Raw genomic sequence first — 17177 nt, 5'->3', positions numbered from 1 at the left:
TCAAACGATGGATATGTTTTTTGTAAAATAAAATAGTGCAAGAGTCGAAAGAAAATAAGCAGATGTCAGAAGCAGTTCTGATGCCTTTACAGGTCTATGAACCTCAAAGAGAGTCATTTTTCCATCATAGCACCTGGAATTCATTGCCAGAAAGAGTTTATCTCCCTGTTCCCAGGAACGGATGAAGAGAGTACTTGCAAGCATTCCGAGAGAATTAATAGAACGTTTGAAATTCGAGTATCCTAGCCTTACAGTCTGTGCATACCTTATGCAAATAGCCATGTCCAGGAAAACAAAGATGTATCTGTAAATCAGCATTGAAAGCTCTATAAGGGATTCCGGAAGCCTTGAAGCCTTTAACACGGCAAAGAGTTCTATCATAGGGGTTGACAGTGCAAGGAAGTAAAGGCAGCACATCCCGCTTATGGACCTTGAAAGGACCAGCAGAGCAAGTTCAAACCCATCTGTCCTTATCGAGAGCGGGTATCCCAGCAGTTCAAAGGCCAGCATCTCAGGACCCGATCCAGAGAAGAAGGCAATTATGAGGACCCCTATAACAGCAAAGCCCATGGGAGCCAGCAAGAGCTTAAAATATAACTTAATAGGCGTATTCCCCAGGCCAACTGTTGCAAAGCTCATGCAAAGGGCTATGAAAAGGGGAGTGATAGGGGAAGTGGATGAAACTCCTGCAAGCAGCCCGAAGAAAACTATTGCAAGCTTTAACCAGTTGTTTCGGTGCCTGAGAGGGCTCATAAGGGCATAATCGTCAAGGATATTCGTCATATGGGGAACCCGCAGATTGTGTATTTAAGCGAAAATTAAAAGTTAAAAATAAAACGCAAAAGATAAAAACTTTCCTCCCTGGTAGGAAGGAAAGCAAACATGGCAAAAGAAGAGATTATAGAGAGTGCTTGTCGCCTTCTGATTTGTTTTTCCCTTTGTATCCAAGTTCGTTTTCATAATTTTTTTTGGCTTTGTAATAGCCAAAGAAGTAACCGATGATCCCTGCACCTATAGCTGCCTGAAGGCCAAAGAGGAGGCTTTCGATTTCACCGCTTGGAGGTTCCCAGAAAGGTTCTGCATTTGGTTCGTAGGTTCCGCCGGTGATTTCGTTTATCACATTTTCAGCTTCTCCGTCAGCTCCTCCATACTCAGCATCCGTAGTCGAAGACATATAAATGAACTGTATTGCGAAGATAAGGAGAATCGCGAGTACGATAAGTTCCAGTTTTCTGCTCATGCGGAAGTCCCTCTAAGTTTTCTTACAACGGCATCTTCAATGACTTTCATTTCCACAAGGATATCACTCTTTACGTTGACCACATACTTGAAGAGGAGAGCACTGACAGCTCCTTCCATGATTGCGAGAGGCACCTGAGTAACTGCAAAGATTGCGGCAAACTTGCCGAATGAGCTCATGAAGCCTGCAAAGGTAAGCGCTCCTCCAGCAGGGAAAGCAAGGGCCAGTTCTACAGAGGTAGTTACATAAGTAGCCCAGTCCCCAAAGGCTGCAGCGAGAAATACGACCAGATATAAGTTAAGATTGGCTTTCATTCCTGCTTTATACACTAAATACGCCACAACAGGGCCCACAATACCCATTGAAAATACATTAGCTCCAAGGGTTGTCAGTCCGCCGTGGGCGAGGAAAAGAGCCTGATAGATAAGCACTATGGTTCCGAGAACTGCAGAAATCGCAGGTCCAAACATAATTGCGGCAATACCTGTTCCTGTAGGGTGAGAACAGCTTCCGGTTACAGAAGGCAGTTTCAGGGAGGACAGAACGAAAACAAACGCACCTGCAACAGCCAGAAGAGGCAATATTTCGCGTTTTTCTTTCACCAGTCTGTTCAATTTGTGGATTCCGTAAAATATCACTGGAATAGATACTGCAAACCAGATCTGCCACCAGGGCGTCGGTAAAAAGCCTTCCATTATATGCATGAGATCACCGTAAGAATATCAAGTAAAGATTATTGGGATTAAGTAAAGTTAAATTGAGTTAATCAATACATAAAGGTTACGGTGAGAGAGAAACACGTGCATGAGAACCTATAAAATTAGTTGGGAGGTAATACAACTCCTAAAAGTGTAAGAGGTTAGACCAGAACAAGCAAACTTGAGTAATAAAGAGTATAAATTGACAGGGGCATTATATAATATAGTGAATAATTAAAAGGGAAAATCCATACCAGCAGGCATTACTAAAAATAACCTGATAAAGACAGTGAACAATTTCAGTATCAGAAGGGAAGGCAAAAGAGATACTAAAGTAAAGTTGCATACAAATAAAAAAAATAAAAATTAAAATCAAAAAAAAGAAAAAAATAAAAATGGAGGTTATATCAGTAGATTGTTTTTGTTTTTAAACCTGGAAGACAGGTTAGAATGGCAAGCAAAGCAAATAAGAATCAACTAAAGTTGCTTTAGCAAAAAAGTATTGTATCCATAGATATATAAATATATCCATTTGGTTCGTTTAGAAAATAAGTCTTGAAATAAGATCGCCAGAAGGGGGATACTGTAGAATAAAAATAAGAAGATTTAAAAGTGAGTATCTTGATGAGGAAAAAATTCGTTTGAAGCCGTGAAAGAAAATGAAGCAGGAAAAGAAAAGCAAAACCTGAAGAAATCAGGCTTAAGAATACCAGATATACTCATGAAAATAGTAATAGACTGCAGACAGCAGTACTACCAGTTGACAATACTTAAAGTCCGTTGCTAAAAAACACTATCGAATAAGCAATGATAAAATAACGCCCGAATTTTCCAAGAAAAACCAGGAATGAAAAAGACCTGAATGGAAGCTGCATAAGCCCTGCGACCATGGTGATCACGTCCCCTATACCCGGAACCCAGGTAAAAAGGAGAGTATAGACTCCATATTTATTGAAAAGCCTCTCACTTTTCTCGAGCTTTTCCGGGGAAGGCGAAAGATACCTTTCAAGCACGTGCCGCCCCTTCAAACCCAGGTAATAGGTTGTGCATGACCCAAGAAAGTTACCTGTAGTAGCTACCATCACCACTGCAAAAGGGCTGAAACCCTGGTAAACGAGAGCAACTACCAGAGCCTCAGATCCGAAAGGCAGGACTGTAGAAGCCAGAAAACTCAGGATAAAAAGGTTCAGGTAACCGTAATCGGCAATAAAGGCGGTCAGGGATTCAAGCATAATATTTCTACTCTTACCTTACACTCCTGCTTACTATCCTATTTATATTTTTCAGACCCCCCTCTATGCCACCCGGGTTCCGCCTCAGGAGGAAGGCATTGAAACGCCCCAATCCTTTTCGATATAGCCCCTGCAGCCAGTGATATCTGTCCTTATGCTGTTAACATCAACAAATCCCTCGATGGTGTGGTCCATGCTCAATATTACCATGATAGCATTCCATTCCCCGCACAAATGCATACCATCCCAGAACCCCGGAGATAGCAGTTTTACAGGCCAGGGGTATGTATCCCTGAAACCGATGTTTACAGCTAATTAGGCACACTGCCTGAAAGTCTATCCAGAAATCTTTTTCATTTCACATCTGATCTTCTTAAAATGTACAACTTCATATAAGTATCACTTCATAAGGAAGTTTTTTATGTGTAATTGCCAATTTATTACTTATGATAAATCAATGCGACCTGAACCTTGATGAAAAATATAGGCCCAAAACCATAAAGGAAATTGCCGGGCAGCCACATCTTCAAATGCAACTGGAGAACATGGTGCAGACCGGCAAAATACCTCATCTGCTTTTTCACGGCCAGCCCGGGGTTGGAAAAACCTCTACCGCTGTAGCACTGGCAAATGATTTATTTGGGAAAGTATGGCAGTATAACCTGCACATTTATAACGCCTCGGAAGATCGTGGAATTAATTTCATCAGGACGAAGATCAAAAATCTTGTTACCATAGTGCCGGTCGGTGTTCCTTACCAGATAATTTTTCTTGATGAAGCTGATGAGCTGACCAGAGAGGCGCAAACTGCACTTCGTGAGATCATGCAGAAACATACGGATACAACAAAGTTCATTCTGTCCTGCAACTGTCCTGAAAATATAATATTACCAATCAGAGACAGGTGCATTGCATTAACCTTTAACCCTATAGCACAGGATGTTATTGTCGAAAGACTGAAAACAGTATGTGCCAGTGAGCGTATTGGTTACGACAATGGCGTTCTTGAAACAATTGCAGAAGAATCTGGCGGGTCTTTGCGGAAGGCTATCCAGAGCATTGAGTTATATCGAAATAAAAATAACTATATCCCGAAGGAAGCATTTCAAAAATTTGCTGCACCATTTGACGACCGGGCAGTAAAACTGCTGCTTGAAAACGTTTTTGCAGGGGATATTTCAGGATCTGAGGAACATCTTCGCAGTCTCTATCGTGACGGATATAGAGCGATAAGCATATTTAACGAAATTATCAAAGTCATTGACAACGACCCCAATATTGAAAAATCCGTAAAGCAGGATCTCATCGACCAGACTGGATTATATGAGTGGAGGATATCACAGGGTTCGAATGAGCTTTTGCAAATGCGCTGCTATTTGAATTCTCTGGGTAAAGCCGCTCAGAAACATACCGGTTAATCCTGGCATCTTTGCCATGCAGCAATCGCTCCCGTGAAGGAAATTAAGCAAGGGAATGTTCCGGTTTTAGTTTCAATATTTACCCCATTGCGGAAAAAAATGGTTAATCTAATGTCATATTTTAATCAGACGCGATATTCAATAAGACCATTCGGATAATATATAACACTCTTTCCCAGGAAATACTCGCCTCCGGGATGCCTGTACCCATTTGACCCACTCCAATCGAAGTTGAGCCAGTACTCTGTCCTTTGCCCGTCATCCAGTACTCTTTTAGAGTACCAGATATTTTCAGCAGAGGGGTACCTCTCTGCTACATAGTCCATTATCCTGTAAGCCGTATCATTGTCATCCCCAATATAGAGTTCAGGATAAGCGTGCCCGTAAGTCCCTTCAGATGTGGTGTTATATGTGGTGACTATCCTTGTGTTAAACCCCATATTTTTCAGAAGGGCAGACATAACAATGGAATAGTCATCGCAGTCCCCTAAATATCCGCTGTCGATAGTCTGTGAAGCCCCGAAGAAAAACTCTGCATTTTTGTCATACCTGTACTGCCAGTTCCTGTTTACATGATTATACACAGCACAGACATCTTCCATATTATATCCTGAAGTCTTACCTGTGATATTGAAGAGTTCTTCCCCTATTTTTTCGTCTTTGCCTATAGCTCTCCGGAAATTCTGAGATAATAGCCGGTATTCTTTTGGATAAACAGCGCTTGAGTTCTCTTCGGAATATGTGGGCAGTTCAGGAATCTCAGAGAAGGTGATACTTTCGTCACTTTCACTGCTTTCAGTAATGTTAACCTGTGGAATTTCTAAATCTTTCTCCTGGACAGCATCCTCAGGCATCAGTTTATATAACTCATCAGAAACAAGGTCCTCATTAAGGCTTCCAGTATCTATACAACCGGCTGTAAAGAATACAAAAAAAATGAGGAATATAAACATTAAAGCCTTCTCATGGACCACAAAATCAGCTCCAGAAGTACTTTATAAGTTTGATAAGTAAATAAACGTCTTTAAAGATAATAAATGAACTTCTTTAAAGATTATAAATAAAAGTCTTTAAATTCCAGGATTAACTTTTATTTTCGATATCAGATATTACATTCCCCTTTTCCTTTTTAAAAAGATCCCACATTTCATATAATCCAAGCCTTCACAATATTTACCGTTAGGAATAAATTGAGGACATGAGGAATGATACTTACATTTTATATGAAAAATTGTGGATAAAATTCCCATACACAAACGCCCCTCTCCTCATATTATCAAGAATATCCAGATGTGAAAAAATAATATAAGTTTTCAGGCCTTGACCTGCTCTATTTCAGTATCTGGCATTCTTAAGCTTCCAGAATTGATCTCGGTTATTTTAAAATATGGCAGTCCTTTAACTGCCAGGAGTGCCATTGAATATTCCATATCCGGAGTATATTCTTTAATCTTGATAGGACTGGCTATGGCGTTAAGCAGTTCTTCAAGGTTAGGACTGTTTGATTTCCACGTCCCATTACTCTGTGTTTCAGCGGTAAAAATTTTCCATTCTATTTTTACAGACATTAGTATCCCCCATGAGAAAATAAATTCTTTTGCGCAACATGCTCAAAAAAATAAATCAATAGTACTCAGATTTAACTATTTTTATATGTTTGCATCTATAACCTTATGTTATCCATATAATTGGACATTCCATTCTAAAATCCGAAAGATCTGATCAGAAAAGAAAAGCTCAGAACGACTTAAAATTATGAACTGCTGCTCCCTTACTCAAATCAATAAGTGCACAGATCTAAATGTACAGGTCTAAATGTACAGCTCTGAGAGATTATGCAGGCCTGAGAGATTCAGGGATAAAAAATATTTATAAGCTGGGAAGGCTTCATTAAAAAAATTCCACGTGCCTTTACTGCGGGTTAAGAAAATCAAATACAATCCGGTTAAATTCCGAGTTCCTGAAGCAAGAGGTACAGGTCGTGACGGCAGGAAACGGACCCTGTTGCAGTATCGGATTTACCAAACCCGCGCATATCAAAGCGAAGAACCCTGTAATTCCGGATTCAGCTCTTGTCTTTTTCTTTCCTGACCCTTGCATAGACCTTTCGGGCAGTTTTTTTCAGCAGGTAATTCAGGCTTTCTTTTGATATCGGCTTTGATTTTTTAACTATCATTACCGGCTTTCTGGAATGCCTGGCAATCCTCTGCGAAAGGGGGCCGAGCAAAGAGATCTTGAATCTCTCGCTGGAGTCGCCTATGATTGTCAGGTCATAACCGTTTGAAACTTCAAGTATGGCGTCCTCGATAGAATATCTTTCGAGAAGCTTGAAGCTTGCAGGTATAGAAGGGATCTTTTTGACCAGGTCTTCAAGTTCTTCAGCGACTTTTGCTTTCTGTTCCTGCTCTTCATCAGGGCTGACAATACTTATTATTCTGATCGAGGCACCTGTATTTGTAGCGATCTTTTTTGCCAGAGAAAGACCATGTATGGAGTTTTCTTTTCCATTGTAGGCTACAAGGACCTTTCTGATGCTGTCAGGCAGATGTCCCTTTAAGAGAGCAATCTGGCTTTTAGAGGACAGAAGAACATCATTTGTTACGTCTCCAAACGCGTACTTGAACCTCTTTGAGTCGTGCCAGCCCATGATAATTATGTCAGCATTCTCTATTTCAGCCTGTTCTATAATCGAATTTGAGATTTTATGGTCAAAAGCAACAATGTATTCCATTTTATTTCCGAACTTTGCAGGATACTGTTCAAAGTCCTCCCGGAAACGGCAGCCTATCTCTATTTGTTTCTCATGATAGAGTTCCTGACCCACAGTCAGAGCAATCTGGCCAGGAACTTCAACCACATGCAGGCAGATTATCTCATTTCCCAGAAGATCTGCAAGTTTTAGAAGGTCTCGCTCATGCCCCGGATCAGAAACAGGTACAAGTACCCTTCCAACAGGTTTTGGTTCAGCACTTACCCTCTCAACATTGTTTTCCAGCAGGTCAAACAGGTTGTATGCAGGCAGAGCTTTGTCTTTTCCATAAAACATGTACCAGCCTGCTCCGGCAAATATCATCAATACGGAAAAAAGTAAAGGCAGACCGCCGAGAAGAGGCAGCAGCAGTACGCTCCCGAATATTCCGAAGATCTGTGTGAAAGGGAAAAACGGATCGCGAAATGTTGGTTCATATCCGGGAAGGGTACGCTTTCTCAGGATGATTACTGCCGCATTTAGCAGGATGAATATTAAAATGTTAAATGCCCCGCCAAGCCTTGCCAGCTGTTCTATGTCAAACAAAAACAGAAGCAAAACCATCACTGATCCGGTGATAAAAATGGCATTATGAGGAGTCTCATATTTTTTATGAATCATTACAAACCATTCCGGCATCAAAGCATCCCTGCTCATTGCGAAAGGAAACCTGGAAGACGACAGTATGGCACCATTAGCTGTTGAAAGCGTTGCGAGCAGAGCTGCAACGGCGATAAAGAATTTTCCGGAATCACCTGCAATAAAGCCTGCAATATCTGCCAGTGGGGTTATTGTTGCCACGCCCCCGCCAGGGCCGGAAAATCCTGCAACTACAGCCATTATGCCTGCATAGAACAGGGTCACTACAACCGCTGAAGCTATAAACGCTCTGGGAAGGTTCTTTGATGGATTTTTCACTTCTTCAGCAACAGCAGAAGCTTCTGCCAGCCCCAGATAAGAGATGAAAATCATCCCTGCTGTGGTGAATATCGGTATTATCCCATTCGGAGCTACCTGTAAGAAATTTTCCGGTCTGACTTCAAGAGACACTTTCCAGATAAATAAAGCAAGTATTGCCAGTAAAAGAATGACAATAAAATTCTGAAGAGAACCGCTGCTTTTTGCTCCACGGTAATTAATAATTAAAAGGAGCAAGCCTGTAACAGCCGCCACTAAATATATTGGCAGGGGGTAAAAAATCTGGGCATACTCTGCAAGACCTATGAGGGCAAATGTCCCTTTGAATACCAGTGCCAGCCAGGAACCGAGCCCTATCACTGCACCAAATGCTGCTCCCATTGTCCTGCTGATATAGTAATAGCTGCCTCCTGCCAAAGGCATGCCTGTTGCCAGCTCTGACATGCTGATGGCGGTAGCTATGGAAATAAGCCCGCCCAGCAGAAATGAAATTATTGCTCCAGAACCTGCATTTGCCATGGCAATTCCGGGAAGAAGAAATATTCCTGCCCCTATCATTGTCCCGGTGCCTATTGCAAAAGTTGAGAAAAACCCCAGGCTGCGCCCCAGCCTTTCCGTTGTTTCAACTGGCGCCATTTATATCCCCGTCTTTTAAGGGCTTTCAAACAGAAAAATCAAGCCCTGATTAACCTTCGTTTTACGATTATATTACTATTTAGTCCACACATTTCCGCACTATGCACAGGGAAAGGAAATGAGAGCTTAAATCCCGGCTTAATGGATCTTTTTTTCGAATAAAAAACTTCGAAAAACGTCATATTCCTCATGAAGTACGCTTTGTGCCTGCTTTAGCGGATCATGAATAAGAAAATAATAGGAAGACGGAATTTCTCTCTGTTCAAAAGTTTCAATTCGTTCTTAATGCTTTTGCTTTCAAATACTACATATAATTATCCGTCGGCAGCTAATTTAAGTTTTAATTTTTGTTTTAATGGATAAGGTTGCAACACACAATTTAATACCGGCTCTGAATGTCCAGGATATTATTTTGCAAAAACCGCGTTCGAATAATTTATCATGTTTCCGGTACTGCCGGGATCACAGGACGGGACAGCCGGCTATAAAATGTCTTTGATAATTTTATGCCTGCCATGTCTACATACTTATAAAATAGATAGCTCAACGGCATAATAAGCAGTAAAGACAGGACAATTGAAACCAGAAAAGCCGGCTCATATGATAATACCGGGCACAGGTAGAGGAACAGTGCACATGTGAAACTGCTTATCACAAGGAAATGTACCAGGTACAGAGAGTAGGAAATTTTTCCAAGGAATACAGGAACCGGGGAGGAAAAAACCCGTTGCAGATCCCTGCTGTTTAATAAGACATACATTACCATCCCTGCGCCTATAACGTGATAGGTCACTTTTGGAGCTTCAAAGAAACCGTTATTCAGAAATCCATATAAAGAATCACCTGTCAGAGGGCTTACAGGATATGATCCGAGAAAGAGCCCAGAAATCAGTATGACAAACAATATTATTTTGTTGTCTGTTTTAAACACCCTTGTCTTGCTGCTGAACAGGTCTGCGAAAAGCATTCCAATTACAAAAGCCAGGTAGTAAAAATTGATGGAAATTAAAACTGCTGCAAGATAAAATGTCCAGCGGTTGCGTAACGACCCGAACAGCAAAGCCATTGTGAAAACAAGCATGGACCCGTAAAATTCGATTGTCATTGTCCATAAAACCGGGTTATAGTGAATGGTCCCACCTAAAAAAAAAGACGTCCACACAGCCTGCTTTATTGCCTCTAAAATGTCCGGCGTAAAGGTCCAGTAGTGCCGGTAGTTGCTGCCTGCCGAAACCATCATGGTTTCAATATAATAACGGTATAGTCCGGCTGATGCTAATAAGTAAGATAAGATTACTGATGCAAATACAGGAATAAACAATCTCAGATAACGGCGTACCGCACTGCTTATGATTATACTGTTATCCTTCGTTTTGAAATATTTCTGGGTTAATACATAGCCGCTCAGGACAAAGAAGATGCACACGGAAAAGTTACCTTCGCCGATTAGCCCAAGAGGTGTGGTTGAAAATATCAAATCGAGGCTTCCGAAATGTGAGGGATACTGACTGCCATAAACCATTGCCGGGGCTAATGCGACAAAAAAATGCATTATCATAACGTTAATTGCAGCTACACCGCGCAGGCCGTCAAGATAGCTGATCTTCCCGGTCATGTTTTTCACCTGAAGAGTATCTGGAATGATTAAAAGTATTTTATCCGGAATGATTAAGAGTATTTTATTAACAGATCTTGTTCCCGTTATTCGAATGCCACAGATGAAATAAGTCTTTCCATTTTCTTCAATCCTGATTTAATGGCTGATATAATTAAAAAAATGAACCTATCAAAAGAAACGATGATGAAATGAACTTATCAAAAAAAACGATGAATAGATGGAACTGAAAGGGATTCAGGATAATGAAAGAAACCCAGGATAACAAAAGAAATTCGGGAATAAGTTTCAATCCCTTTAGAACCTTTTTTAACTTTCGATTTTATTTCCTGTTTCTTTCAGCATTTTTAGATAGTATTCCCTCTATCGTCATTGGCTATAAAGACCCCATTATTCAGAATACCGCCAGGGACATTCATTATTCTGTCTTCTATCCAGATTCTGTAGTTTTCAGAAATCAAACACCCTTCTTCTTTCTGGAATATGGAAGTGTGTTTGTAATAGTCTAATTTTATAGTATCAAGGGTTTCTTCATAGAGCCCACATTCTTTGAATTTCCTATTTATGTAAACATCGAAAGTACCGTCATCGTGGAGGATGAAGTGGGTTGTTTTATTGCTGTATTTTCTGGGCATATTGGATCACACGTTCTAATTGTTGAATTATTACTCGATTTGCGCACAGGGTTTTTGTTATTGAAGTTCTACTTTTGGGATAGAGAACATCCATTTTTTTATAATCCTTATCTCACTTAAAACCGCAACAAAATAAAATATAATAATAAGTATCAATCCACATGAACCTTATATTATCCTGGCTTCAAAAGAAAGAAAGCAGAAATCTTAAAAACTCTGATCTGACTGGAACAGAGAAACAAAAGGTATATAACTGAATTTGGAGCCCCCACCCCCACCCGGATTAACTTAATAATCAGCTATCTGTATGTTTATTCTGTTTCCAATGTACGTATTCCCTATCATTCCTGCGGGAACGGCAGGAAGTTTCACCCCAATGTCACAGTAAGAGAATGTATTTTTCGTAATGCTTGTGCAGGTTGCCCCTTCGTACATGTAGAGACCGATCTTAGCTTTTGTAATTTTATTTCCCTGGACTACATTATCCCAGGTCTCGCACAGGGCAACAGTTCCGTTGTTAATCTGATTATTCATTATGGTGTTCTGGCTACAGGTTAAACCTGTGATATCAACACCACAATTATAGAAGTAATTATTGCGTACGGTATTATTGCTGCCTGCGCCCTGAAAAACGACGCCGTTCTTCTGTATTGAGAAGCCGTTAATAACTGCTCCGCCCTGAGTTATATTGAACCCGTTAACTTTTGGATAGCTTGTTCCATATATGTTAACGAATTTCCCTGATACAGAAACATACTCATTATATGTTCCACTGGCGACCTTGATCGTATCGCCGTCGTTTGCCGCGTTTACCGCGTTCTGGATGGTCTTGTATTTGGCTGTACTGCCTACGTAGAGGGTTGCCGCTGAGGCAGTCCCTATTAGCAGGGTAGTTATCAGTAAAGTTGTCAGAATCAGTTTTCTTAACATGGTAAGTACTCCGTAAAAGAAATAATGGAAGATTACAATTTAAATATATTCATATTGTCCCAGTTCAGGATCCGATTTTTCATATTAATGGTTACCGCTCCCGAATAAATTGTTAACATGTCTGTAGTACGAATAATCATGCTGCATCAATTAATCTTTTAACTGATCTAAATCGCGAAAAGTTCTATATACAATTAACTATTAATTGAAAAATATGAGAGGATTTTCTATAAATATAGAAGAGGCTACACTGGAAAATGAAAATTTCCGCAAGGTACTCTACACGTCAAAGCACAGCCAGCTGGTACTTATGACCCTCAAGCCCGGGGAAGAGATCGGGATGGAAGTCCACGAGGAAAACGATCAGTTCTTCCGTTTTGAGTCAGGCCAGGGCAAGTGCATAATCGACGGCAATGAACACGAACTAAGTGACGGAGTCGCAGTCGTTGTGCCCGCAGGCGCTCAGCACAACGTTATCAACACTTCGAAAACCGAAGAGCTGAAGCTCTATACGATCTATTCTCCAGCGCACCACAAGGACGGAATCGTGCGCGCTACAAAGGAAGAAGCCGAAGCCAATGAAGCCGAATTCGACGGCGTGACTACGGAATAAGACCGGAAAAATCAGAATTATTAAAGTATTCAAAACGCAAAAAACGGTTTTTTTTTCATTAAGCGTTTTTACTTTTTTATCCGGACTTTTTATCTTAAGAAGTAAAATATCTTATTTTTTCACAGGCATTGAGGATAATTTTGAGTTCGTATCCGGGGATATCGGCGTCGGCGGGATGCAAATGCCAGGTCAGGTTTTTTCCTGAGGTTCACAGTCCTGCCTGTAAGTTCACTTCCATTGCTGTTTCCCGATAAGCTTCGACAACTGCTGTTGTTACAGCGTTATTTACAGCTTTGATTGTGCCCCACACAGATACGGAACAATTTCAAAAGTTTAAAGGTATTGTTAAAAAATCGTGAAGAATATGTCCATTACCATCAAGAGAGTAATAATAGTTAAAACGTTTAGAAAAGATTCAGTAAAAGAGTCTATGATTTCCATCCCCCTTAGAGTAGATGAACTTCTTCTAATAAAAAGTTACCCAGATTGATATTTTTTCTGTCATCTTCTGAACGCCCTCCCATGCAGCCCTGATCTCCTCCGCATCATCCAGTCTCCGCAGATGCCGCATTTTACATTTGAAGACCGGGTTTCAATTCCTTTTTTAGCGGATCATGGTATCGAATATTCAGGAACGAGTAACTATTTCACTTAATGCAATTGATACTCTTGAAGTGTTATTGATACTCCTGATGCATTTCAATCACCATGGATATCTGGCCATTTTTGCTTTTGCTTTTCTCACAGCTTCTGCCAGCCTTTCCATGCTCAGGAAACCACGCTGGTTGAGAACTGCACCCAGATATTCATCAATTTCATTGAAGTAATATTCGCGCTCAGGCTCACTGGAGTATATCTCTCCGAGTATTTCTTTTACTGCCTGGTTCCTTCTGCCATTCAATCCGGTTTCATAGACCATCCTGGTATCAGCTCCTGTGCTTGCTGATATTTGTAAACTTTCTTTAATTCTCTAATTTTTAATGCAGCCTCACCATGTTTTTGCTTGCGTATCGTAACGTTTCCACCCTTCAGACTATCCATAATATCTCCTATTACAAATGTGATTAATGAGATTTTGATTAATTTTCTTTCATGGTATTTGGGGTATAGCAGCAATTAGTTAAATATTGCTGGCAGTTTGTTTTTGGAATATTTTAATGGATGTTGCCTGCGAATCCGGAATGATTTTACACGATAGCATTACGAGTCTTTTTTTTCACAAAGCCAGCACGGCAGAAACAAGGATTTATAAAAATGAGAATTGCTTACCACTTTTTTACTTATCAATATACATATAAGGAAAGCATACCAAATTTTGCACCTAAGTGGTATTATGCCTGATATGCTCAGAGGTATTACAATAGATGACGTGACAACACGGGATATGGATGATGCAATCTGGGTAGAAGTCACGGAAAATGGCGGCTGGCACGTCGCGGTCATGATTGCGGACGTCGCAAAGGTAGTTCCAAAAAATTCAGAGCTTGATAGATTTGCGGTGTCCCGGGTCGAGACAAGGTATTATGCAAACGGCAACAGCCCGATGTTGCCCAGACGGCTCGCAGACGGAAAGCTATCCCTATGGCCGGGAGAGGCGAAGTATGTCCTCGTCGTGGATATCATCCTCAGTAAGGACCTGTCGATACTCGAAACAAGGCTTTTGCGGGCTGCAATGACAAGCGAAGCAAAGCTCGCCTTCTCTGACATTCCCCGTATTCTCTCTGATAGAGAGCACCCACAGCATGCTCTCATCAAGCTCATAAGCCAGCTCACAAGCGGTCTTTTGATGCAACGCCGCAGCCACGGAGCACTCGCATTCTACGACCTGGGGAGGGGGCTGGTGACGAATGAGGAAGGATCGGTGCAGCAATTGAGATTCAGGGAGGATACCATAGGCTACGTTATCATCCAGGAGCTGATGATTCTCGCTAACATGGCCGTAGCAGAGTATGCGGTCAAAAATGACATTCCTATCCTTTTCCGTAACCATATGGCACGGAGTGCCACCCCTGAGAGGGGGGACTTGCTGAAGCTGCTCGAAAGCATGGCTTTTATCCCTGAGATAAACATAGCTGCCGTGAGGCATACCGCGTACATGATGCTCAATAGAGCGGAATACGGCCCCGTAATCCTGGGTCATTTCGGACTGAACCTCGGAGCATATACCCACTTCACCTCGCCCATCCGAAGGTATGCTGATCTCGTGAACCACCAGCAGATCAGGGCATACATCCGGAACGAGTCCCTGCCGCATTCTAAAGAAGAGATTCAGGCAATTGCATCATATATCAACATGAGGCACCTCGAAAACGACAGGGCTAAAAGCGAATACATGAAGGAAAAGGCATATAAAGAAGCTGAGTCGGCTATCCTGGGGAATCGGATTGAAGATGCAAGCGATACAGACTTTGAGCGCATCACCAAATTCCTGATCCGGAAGGGGGAAGACTGCCCCGAGGCTTATTGCGATGCTTTCCTGAAACGCCTTGGCAAGCTGCCGATTATCTGCGCAGGGCTGGTACTCCTGCAGGCTCCTGACGGCGAAAGATGGACCGAGCTTAAAAGAGCACTTATGGAGGAAATTGCAACTGCGCCTCACAAAGCCGTCTCGGTCTTCGACATCGCACAACATATGCCGGGCTGGCAGATGCCTGTATATGAAGTGACAGAAACTGCCCGAGGCAATCTGCCGGTATTTACTGCCATGAGTACTGTTAGAGCAGGTGACAGAGAGTACCGGTCCGCTGCGTACGAAGACCTGACAAAGAAAGGTGCCATGCAGCAAGCATCCGCAGGCCTGCTTGCAACTATTCTGGGCTTACCCACTCCGGAAATGAAAATCAAGATAGCAGATTCGCCAGCCAGTAAGGAAGAAATAAAAATTAACACGTCAAAAGACCCGATTGTTGCCCTGCAGGAGTATTGTCAGGCAAAGAAACTTCCCCTTCCGGCTTATTCGTTTGAGATGGAAGGCTCAACCAATAAGCCAGTCTTCACCTGTACCTGCACCTTTGGCTCCTCAACCAGTACCGGCCAGGCAGGAAAAAAGCAAAGGGCAAAACGGCTGGCAGCCAGAGCGATGATATACACTTTAGTGTCCGGGAGTTGACTCGAGTTAGAGGGTGTAGTGAGAATTGCCGTGGTTTTTTAGTTTCAATCCCTGTTTTAGTGGATCTTGCTCATGAATTATTACCTGTATCCTGTAAATCGCTTTGATTCTATGTTATAGTATTTTTTCCGTATGTCGAATTATCCATTCTTTTATTTCTTCAATTGACATTTCATTTTCTGTTGTGGCTACTCTAATTATGAATTCTATCATCTCTTCATCTGTAGATGTAAACCTGTATCCTCCATCTTCAATAATAAAATTCATGGCTTCATAGCCAGTTCTTTTATTCCCATTGAAAAAAGGATGTTTTGCAACAATTGTATAGACTATTATTGCCGCATTTTCGAAAATAGTATTGGATTCTTTTATTAAATATTCAAACATTAATTCTAACGTAGCTAAAGAACGTATTACGGGAGTATAATCATCTGGATCTTTAAATTTATCGTAATCTATAACTTTTTGATGAATCTTCAAAATTTCAATTAAGCTGATCAAAACATCACTTTCTTCCAAGTGCATCTAATATGTTTTTGTCTTCTACCAGCTTCTTTTCTAACCAGGCATCAAAATCTTTTATGTGAGATTCCTTATGCTCCTGTTTTTCTTCTTTTGGAAACATGGGTATATAATCTTCTTTCTTTTTAACTTCGCTAATAAGTCTCTTAACCACTGAATTATAAGACTCTTCGGGAGCTAACTTTAACTCTTTAAGTGATTCCTTTACATCTGGATCTATAGCTATCGTAGACATATATTATAATATGTTATAATAGGATAAATAAATGCACATTCAAATTTTCCAGGGTTGATTTTATTAGAGCCTGCAAGGTATCACCGGAAAAATGTTATTAATCCTTGTTTTAATGGATCTTGCTCGCGAATTGTATTGTTATGGGTGTGGGGGGAAGCTGAAAATTAGTTTCAATCCTTGTTTTAATGGATCTTGCTCGCGAATATGGAAGCATAGCCCCGGCTTGTTTAGGATGTTATGCGTTTCAATCCTTGTTTTAATGGATCTTGCTCGCGAATTTCAATTTAAACTGATTAACGCTTATGATCTTGTATGGTTTCAATCCTTGTTTTAATGGATCTTGCTCGCGAATTCCTTTGCTTTCTCACTTGCATTTCTGGTCGTTACGGTTTCAATCCTTGTTTTAATGGATCTTGCTCGCGAATTAGATCTGCCGTAGTTCGTCAGACATCTCCACAAGGTTTCAATCCTTGTTTTAATGGATCTTGCTCGCGAATAGATCTTGTCCGGATCAGGCTCGAAAGCCCCGAACAGGGTTTCAATCCTTGTTTTAATGGATCTTGCTCGCGAATAAGCCCGTGCATGTGGGGAAAAATACATTTACTCGATGAAACCCGGAGAAACCGG

Annotated in this window: 19 protein-coding genes; 3 read left to right on the top strand and 16 right to left on the bottom strand. The window is 41.2% G+C overall.

What is annotated here, in order from left to right; translation table 11 throughout:
* The 5 genes from cbiQ to PLL47_RS10225 all read right to left on the bottom strand — a co-directional run bounded on the left by cbiQ (window position 1) and on the right by PLL47_RS10225 (window position 3404).
* Window positions 1-783: a cobalt ECF transporter T component CbiQ gene (gene cbiQ / locus PLL47_RS10245; RefSeq protein WP_324446102.1), complete on the bottom strand. Its 783-nt coding sequence runs from the start codon at window positions 781-783 to the stop codon at window positions 1-3.
* Window positions 784-898: 115 nt separating this feature from the next.
* The gene (locus tag PLL47_RS10240) at window positions 899-1240 is read right to left on the bottom strand and encodes an energy-coupling factor ABC transporter substrate-binding protein (protein ID WP_324446101.1); all 342 of its coding nucleotides are present in this window, start codon (window positions 1238-1240) and stop codon (window positions 899-901) included.
* Window positions 1237-1944, bottom strand: a complete 708-nt coding sequence (locus PLL47_RS10235; protein WP_324446100.1) for an energy-coupling factor ABC transporter permease — start codon at window positions 1942-1944, stop codon at window positions 1237-1239. Before PLL47_RS10235 ends, PLL47_RS10240 begins: the two co-directional genes overlap by 4 nt.
* Window positions 1945-2708: 764 nt before the next feature.
* Window positions 2709-3170, bottom strand: coding sequence for a YqaA family protein (locus PLL47_RS10230; protein WP_324446099.1), 462 nt, complete (start codon window positions 3168-3170; stop codon window positions 2709-2711).
* An 84-nt stretch (window positions 3171-3254) separates the two neighbouring features.
* Window positions 3255-3404, bottom strand: coding sequence for a hypothetical protein (locus PLL47_RS10225; RefSeq protein ID WP_324446098.1), 150 nt, complete (start codon window positions 3402-3404; stop codon window positions 3255-3257).
* Between the two features lie 212 nt (window positions 3405-3616).
* Here PLL47_RS10225 and PLL47_RS10220 point away from each other — a divergent pair, with 212 nt between their 5' ends.
* Window positions 3617-4588: an AAA family ATPase gene (locus PLL47_RS10220; RefSeq protein WP_324446097.1), complete on the top strand. Its 972-nt coding sequence runs from the start codon at window positions 3617-3619 to the stop codon at window positions 4586-4588.
* Window positions 4589-4713: 125 nt separating this feature from the next.
* On the opposite strand, the gene PLL47_RS10215 is transcribed toward PLL47_RS10220, so the two are convergent.
* The 6 genes from PLL47_RS10215 to PLL47_RS10190 form a co-directional block, all read right to left on the bottom strand.
* The gene (locus PLL47_RS10215) at window positions 4714-5562 is read right to left on the bottom strand and encodes a transglutaminase-like domain-containing protein (RefSeq protein WP_324446096.1); all 849 of its coding nucleotides are present in this window, start codon (window positions 5560-5562) and stop codon (window positions 4714-4716) included.
* 339 nt (window positions 5563-5901) lie between these two features.
* Window positions 5902-6156 (bottom strand): hypothetical protein, encoded by a 255-nt coding sequence (locus PLL47_RS10210; RefSeq protein WP_324446095.1) that lies wholly within the window; start codon window positions 6154-6156, stop codon window positions 5902-5904.
* A gap of 497 nt (window positions 6157-6653) precedes the next feature.
* The gene (locus PLL47_RS10205; protein WP_324446094.1) at window positions 6654-8891 is read right to left on the bottom strand and encodes an amino acid permease; all 2238 of its coding nucleotides are present in this window, start codon (window positions 8889-8891) and stop codon (window positions 6654-6656) included.
* A gap of 439 nt (window positions 8892-9330) precedes the next feature.
* A complete protein-coding gene (locus PLL47_RS10200; protein WP_324446093.1) occupies window positions 9331-10506 on the bottom strand; it encodes an acyltransferase family protein in 1176 nt (391 codons plus the stop codon).
* A 347-nt stretch (window positions 10507-10853) separates the two neighbouring features.
* Window positions 10854-11141, bottom strand: a complete 288-nt coding sequence (locus PLL47_RS10195) for a hypothetical protein (RefSeq protein WP_324446092.1) — start codon at window positions 11139-11141, stop codon at window positions 10854-10856.
* A gap of 288 nt (window positions 11142-11429) precedes the next feature.
* Window positions 11430-12071 (bottom strand): NosD domain-containing protein, encoded by a 642-nt coding sequence (locus PLL47_RS10190; RefSeq protein ID WP_324446091.1) that lies wholly within the window; start codon window positions 12069-12071, stop codon window positions 11430-11432.
* Window positions 12072-12285: 214 nt separating this feature from the next.
* On the opposite strand from PLL47_RS10190, the gene PLL47_RS10185 reads away from it, so the two are divergent.
* Window positions 12286-12684: a cupin domain-containing protein gene (locus tag PLL47_RS10185; protein WP_324446090.1), complete on the top strand. Its 399-nt coding sequence runs from the start codon at window positions 12286-12288 to the stop codon at window positions 12682-12684.
* A 703-nt stretch (window positions 12685-13387) separates the two neighbouring features.
* Here the strand turns inward: PLL47_RS10185 and PLL47_RS10180 are convergent.
* Together PLL47_RS10180 and PLL47_RS10175 are read right to left on the bottom strand one after the other, a co-directional pair.
* Complete coding sequence (locus tag PLL47_RS10180; protein WP_324446089.1) at window positions 13388-13603, bottom strand: hypothetical protein; 216 nt, start codon at window positions 13601-13603, stop codon at window positions 13388-13390.
* Window positions 13582-13725, bottom strand: coding sequence for a hypothetical protein (locus PLL47_RS10175; protein ID WP_324446088.1), 144 nt, complete (start codon window positions 13723-13725; stop codon window positions 13582-13584). Before PLL47_RS10175 ends, PLL47_RS10180 begins: the two co-directional genes overlap by 22 nt.
* 292 nt (window positions 13726-14017) lie before the next feature.
* On the opposite strand from PLL47_RS10175, the gene PLL47_RS10170 reads away from it, so the two are divergent.
* Window positions 14018-15793 (top strand): RNB domain-containing ribonuclease, encoded by a 1776-nt coding sequence (locus PLL47_RS10170; protein ID WP_324446087.1) that lies wholly within the window; start codon window positions 14018-14020, stop codon window positions 15791-15793.
* A 114-nt stretch (window positions 15794-15907) separates the two neighbouring features.
* On the opposite strand, the gene PLL47_RS10165 is transcribed toward PLL47_RS10170, so the two are convergent.
* From PLL47_RS10165 to PLL47_RS14990, 3 genes are all read right to left on the bottom strand, one after another.
* Entirely contained in the window at window positions 15908-16318 is a 411-nt protein-coding gene (locus tag PLL47_RS10165) for a type II toxin-antitoxin system death-on-curing family toxin (RefSeq protein ID WP_324446086.1), read from the bottom strand.
* Window positions 16299-16550 carry a DUF7557 family protein gene (locus PLL47_RS10160; protein WP_324446085.1) on the bottom strand — a complete coding sequence of 84 codons (252 nt, stop codon included), beginning with the start codon at window positions 16548-16550 and terminating at the stop codon, window positions 16299-16301. Before PLL47_RS10160 ends, PLL47_RS10165 begins: the two co-directional genes overlap by 20 nt.
* Window positions 16551-16880: 330 nt before the next feature.
* Window positions 16881-17150: a hypothetical protein gene (locus tag PLL47_RS14990; protein ID WP_502883695.1), complete on the bottom strand. Its 270-nt coding sequence runs from the start codon at window positions 17148-17150 to the stop codon at window positions 16881-16883.
* Window positions 17151-17177: the final 27 nt, after the last annotated feature.

The sequence above is a fragment of the Methanosarcina sp. genome (genome assembly GCF_035390745.1).
In the GTDB taxonomy this organism is placed as follows: Archaea; Halobacteriota; Methanosarcinia; order Methanosarcinales; family Methanosarcinaceae; genus Methanosarcina.
Note: the sequence above shows the minus strand (reverse complement) of the source record. Positions and strands in the feature narration are given on the sequence as shown.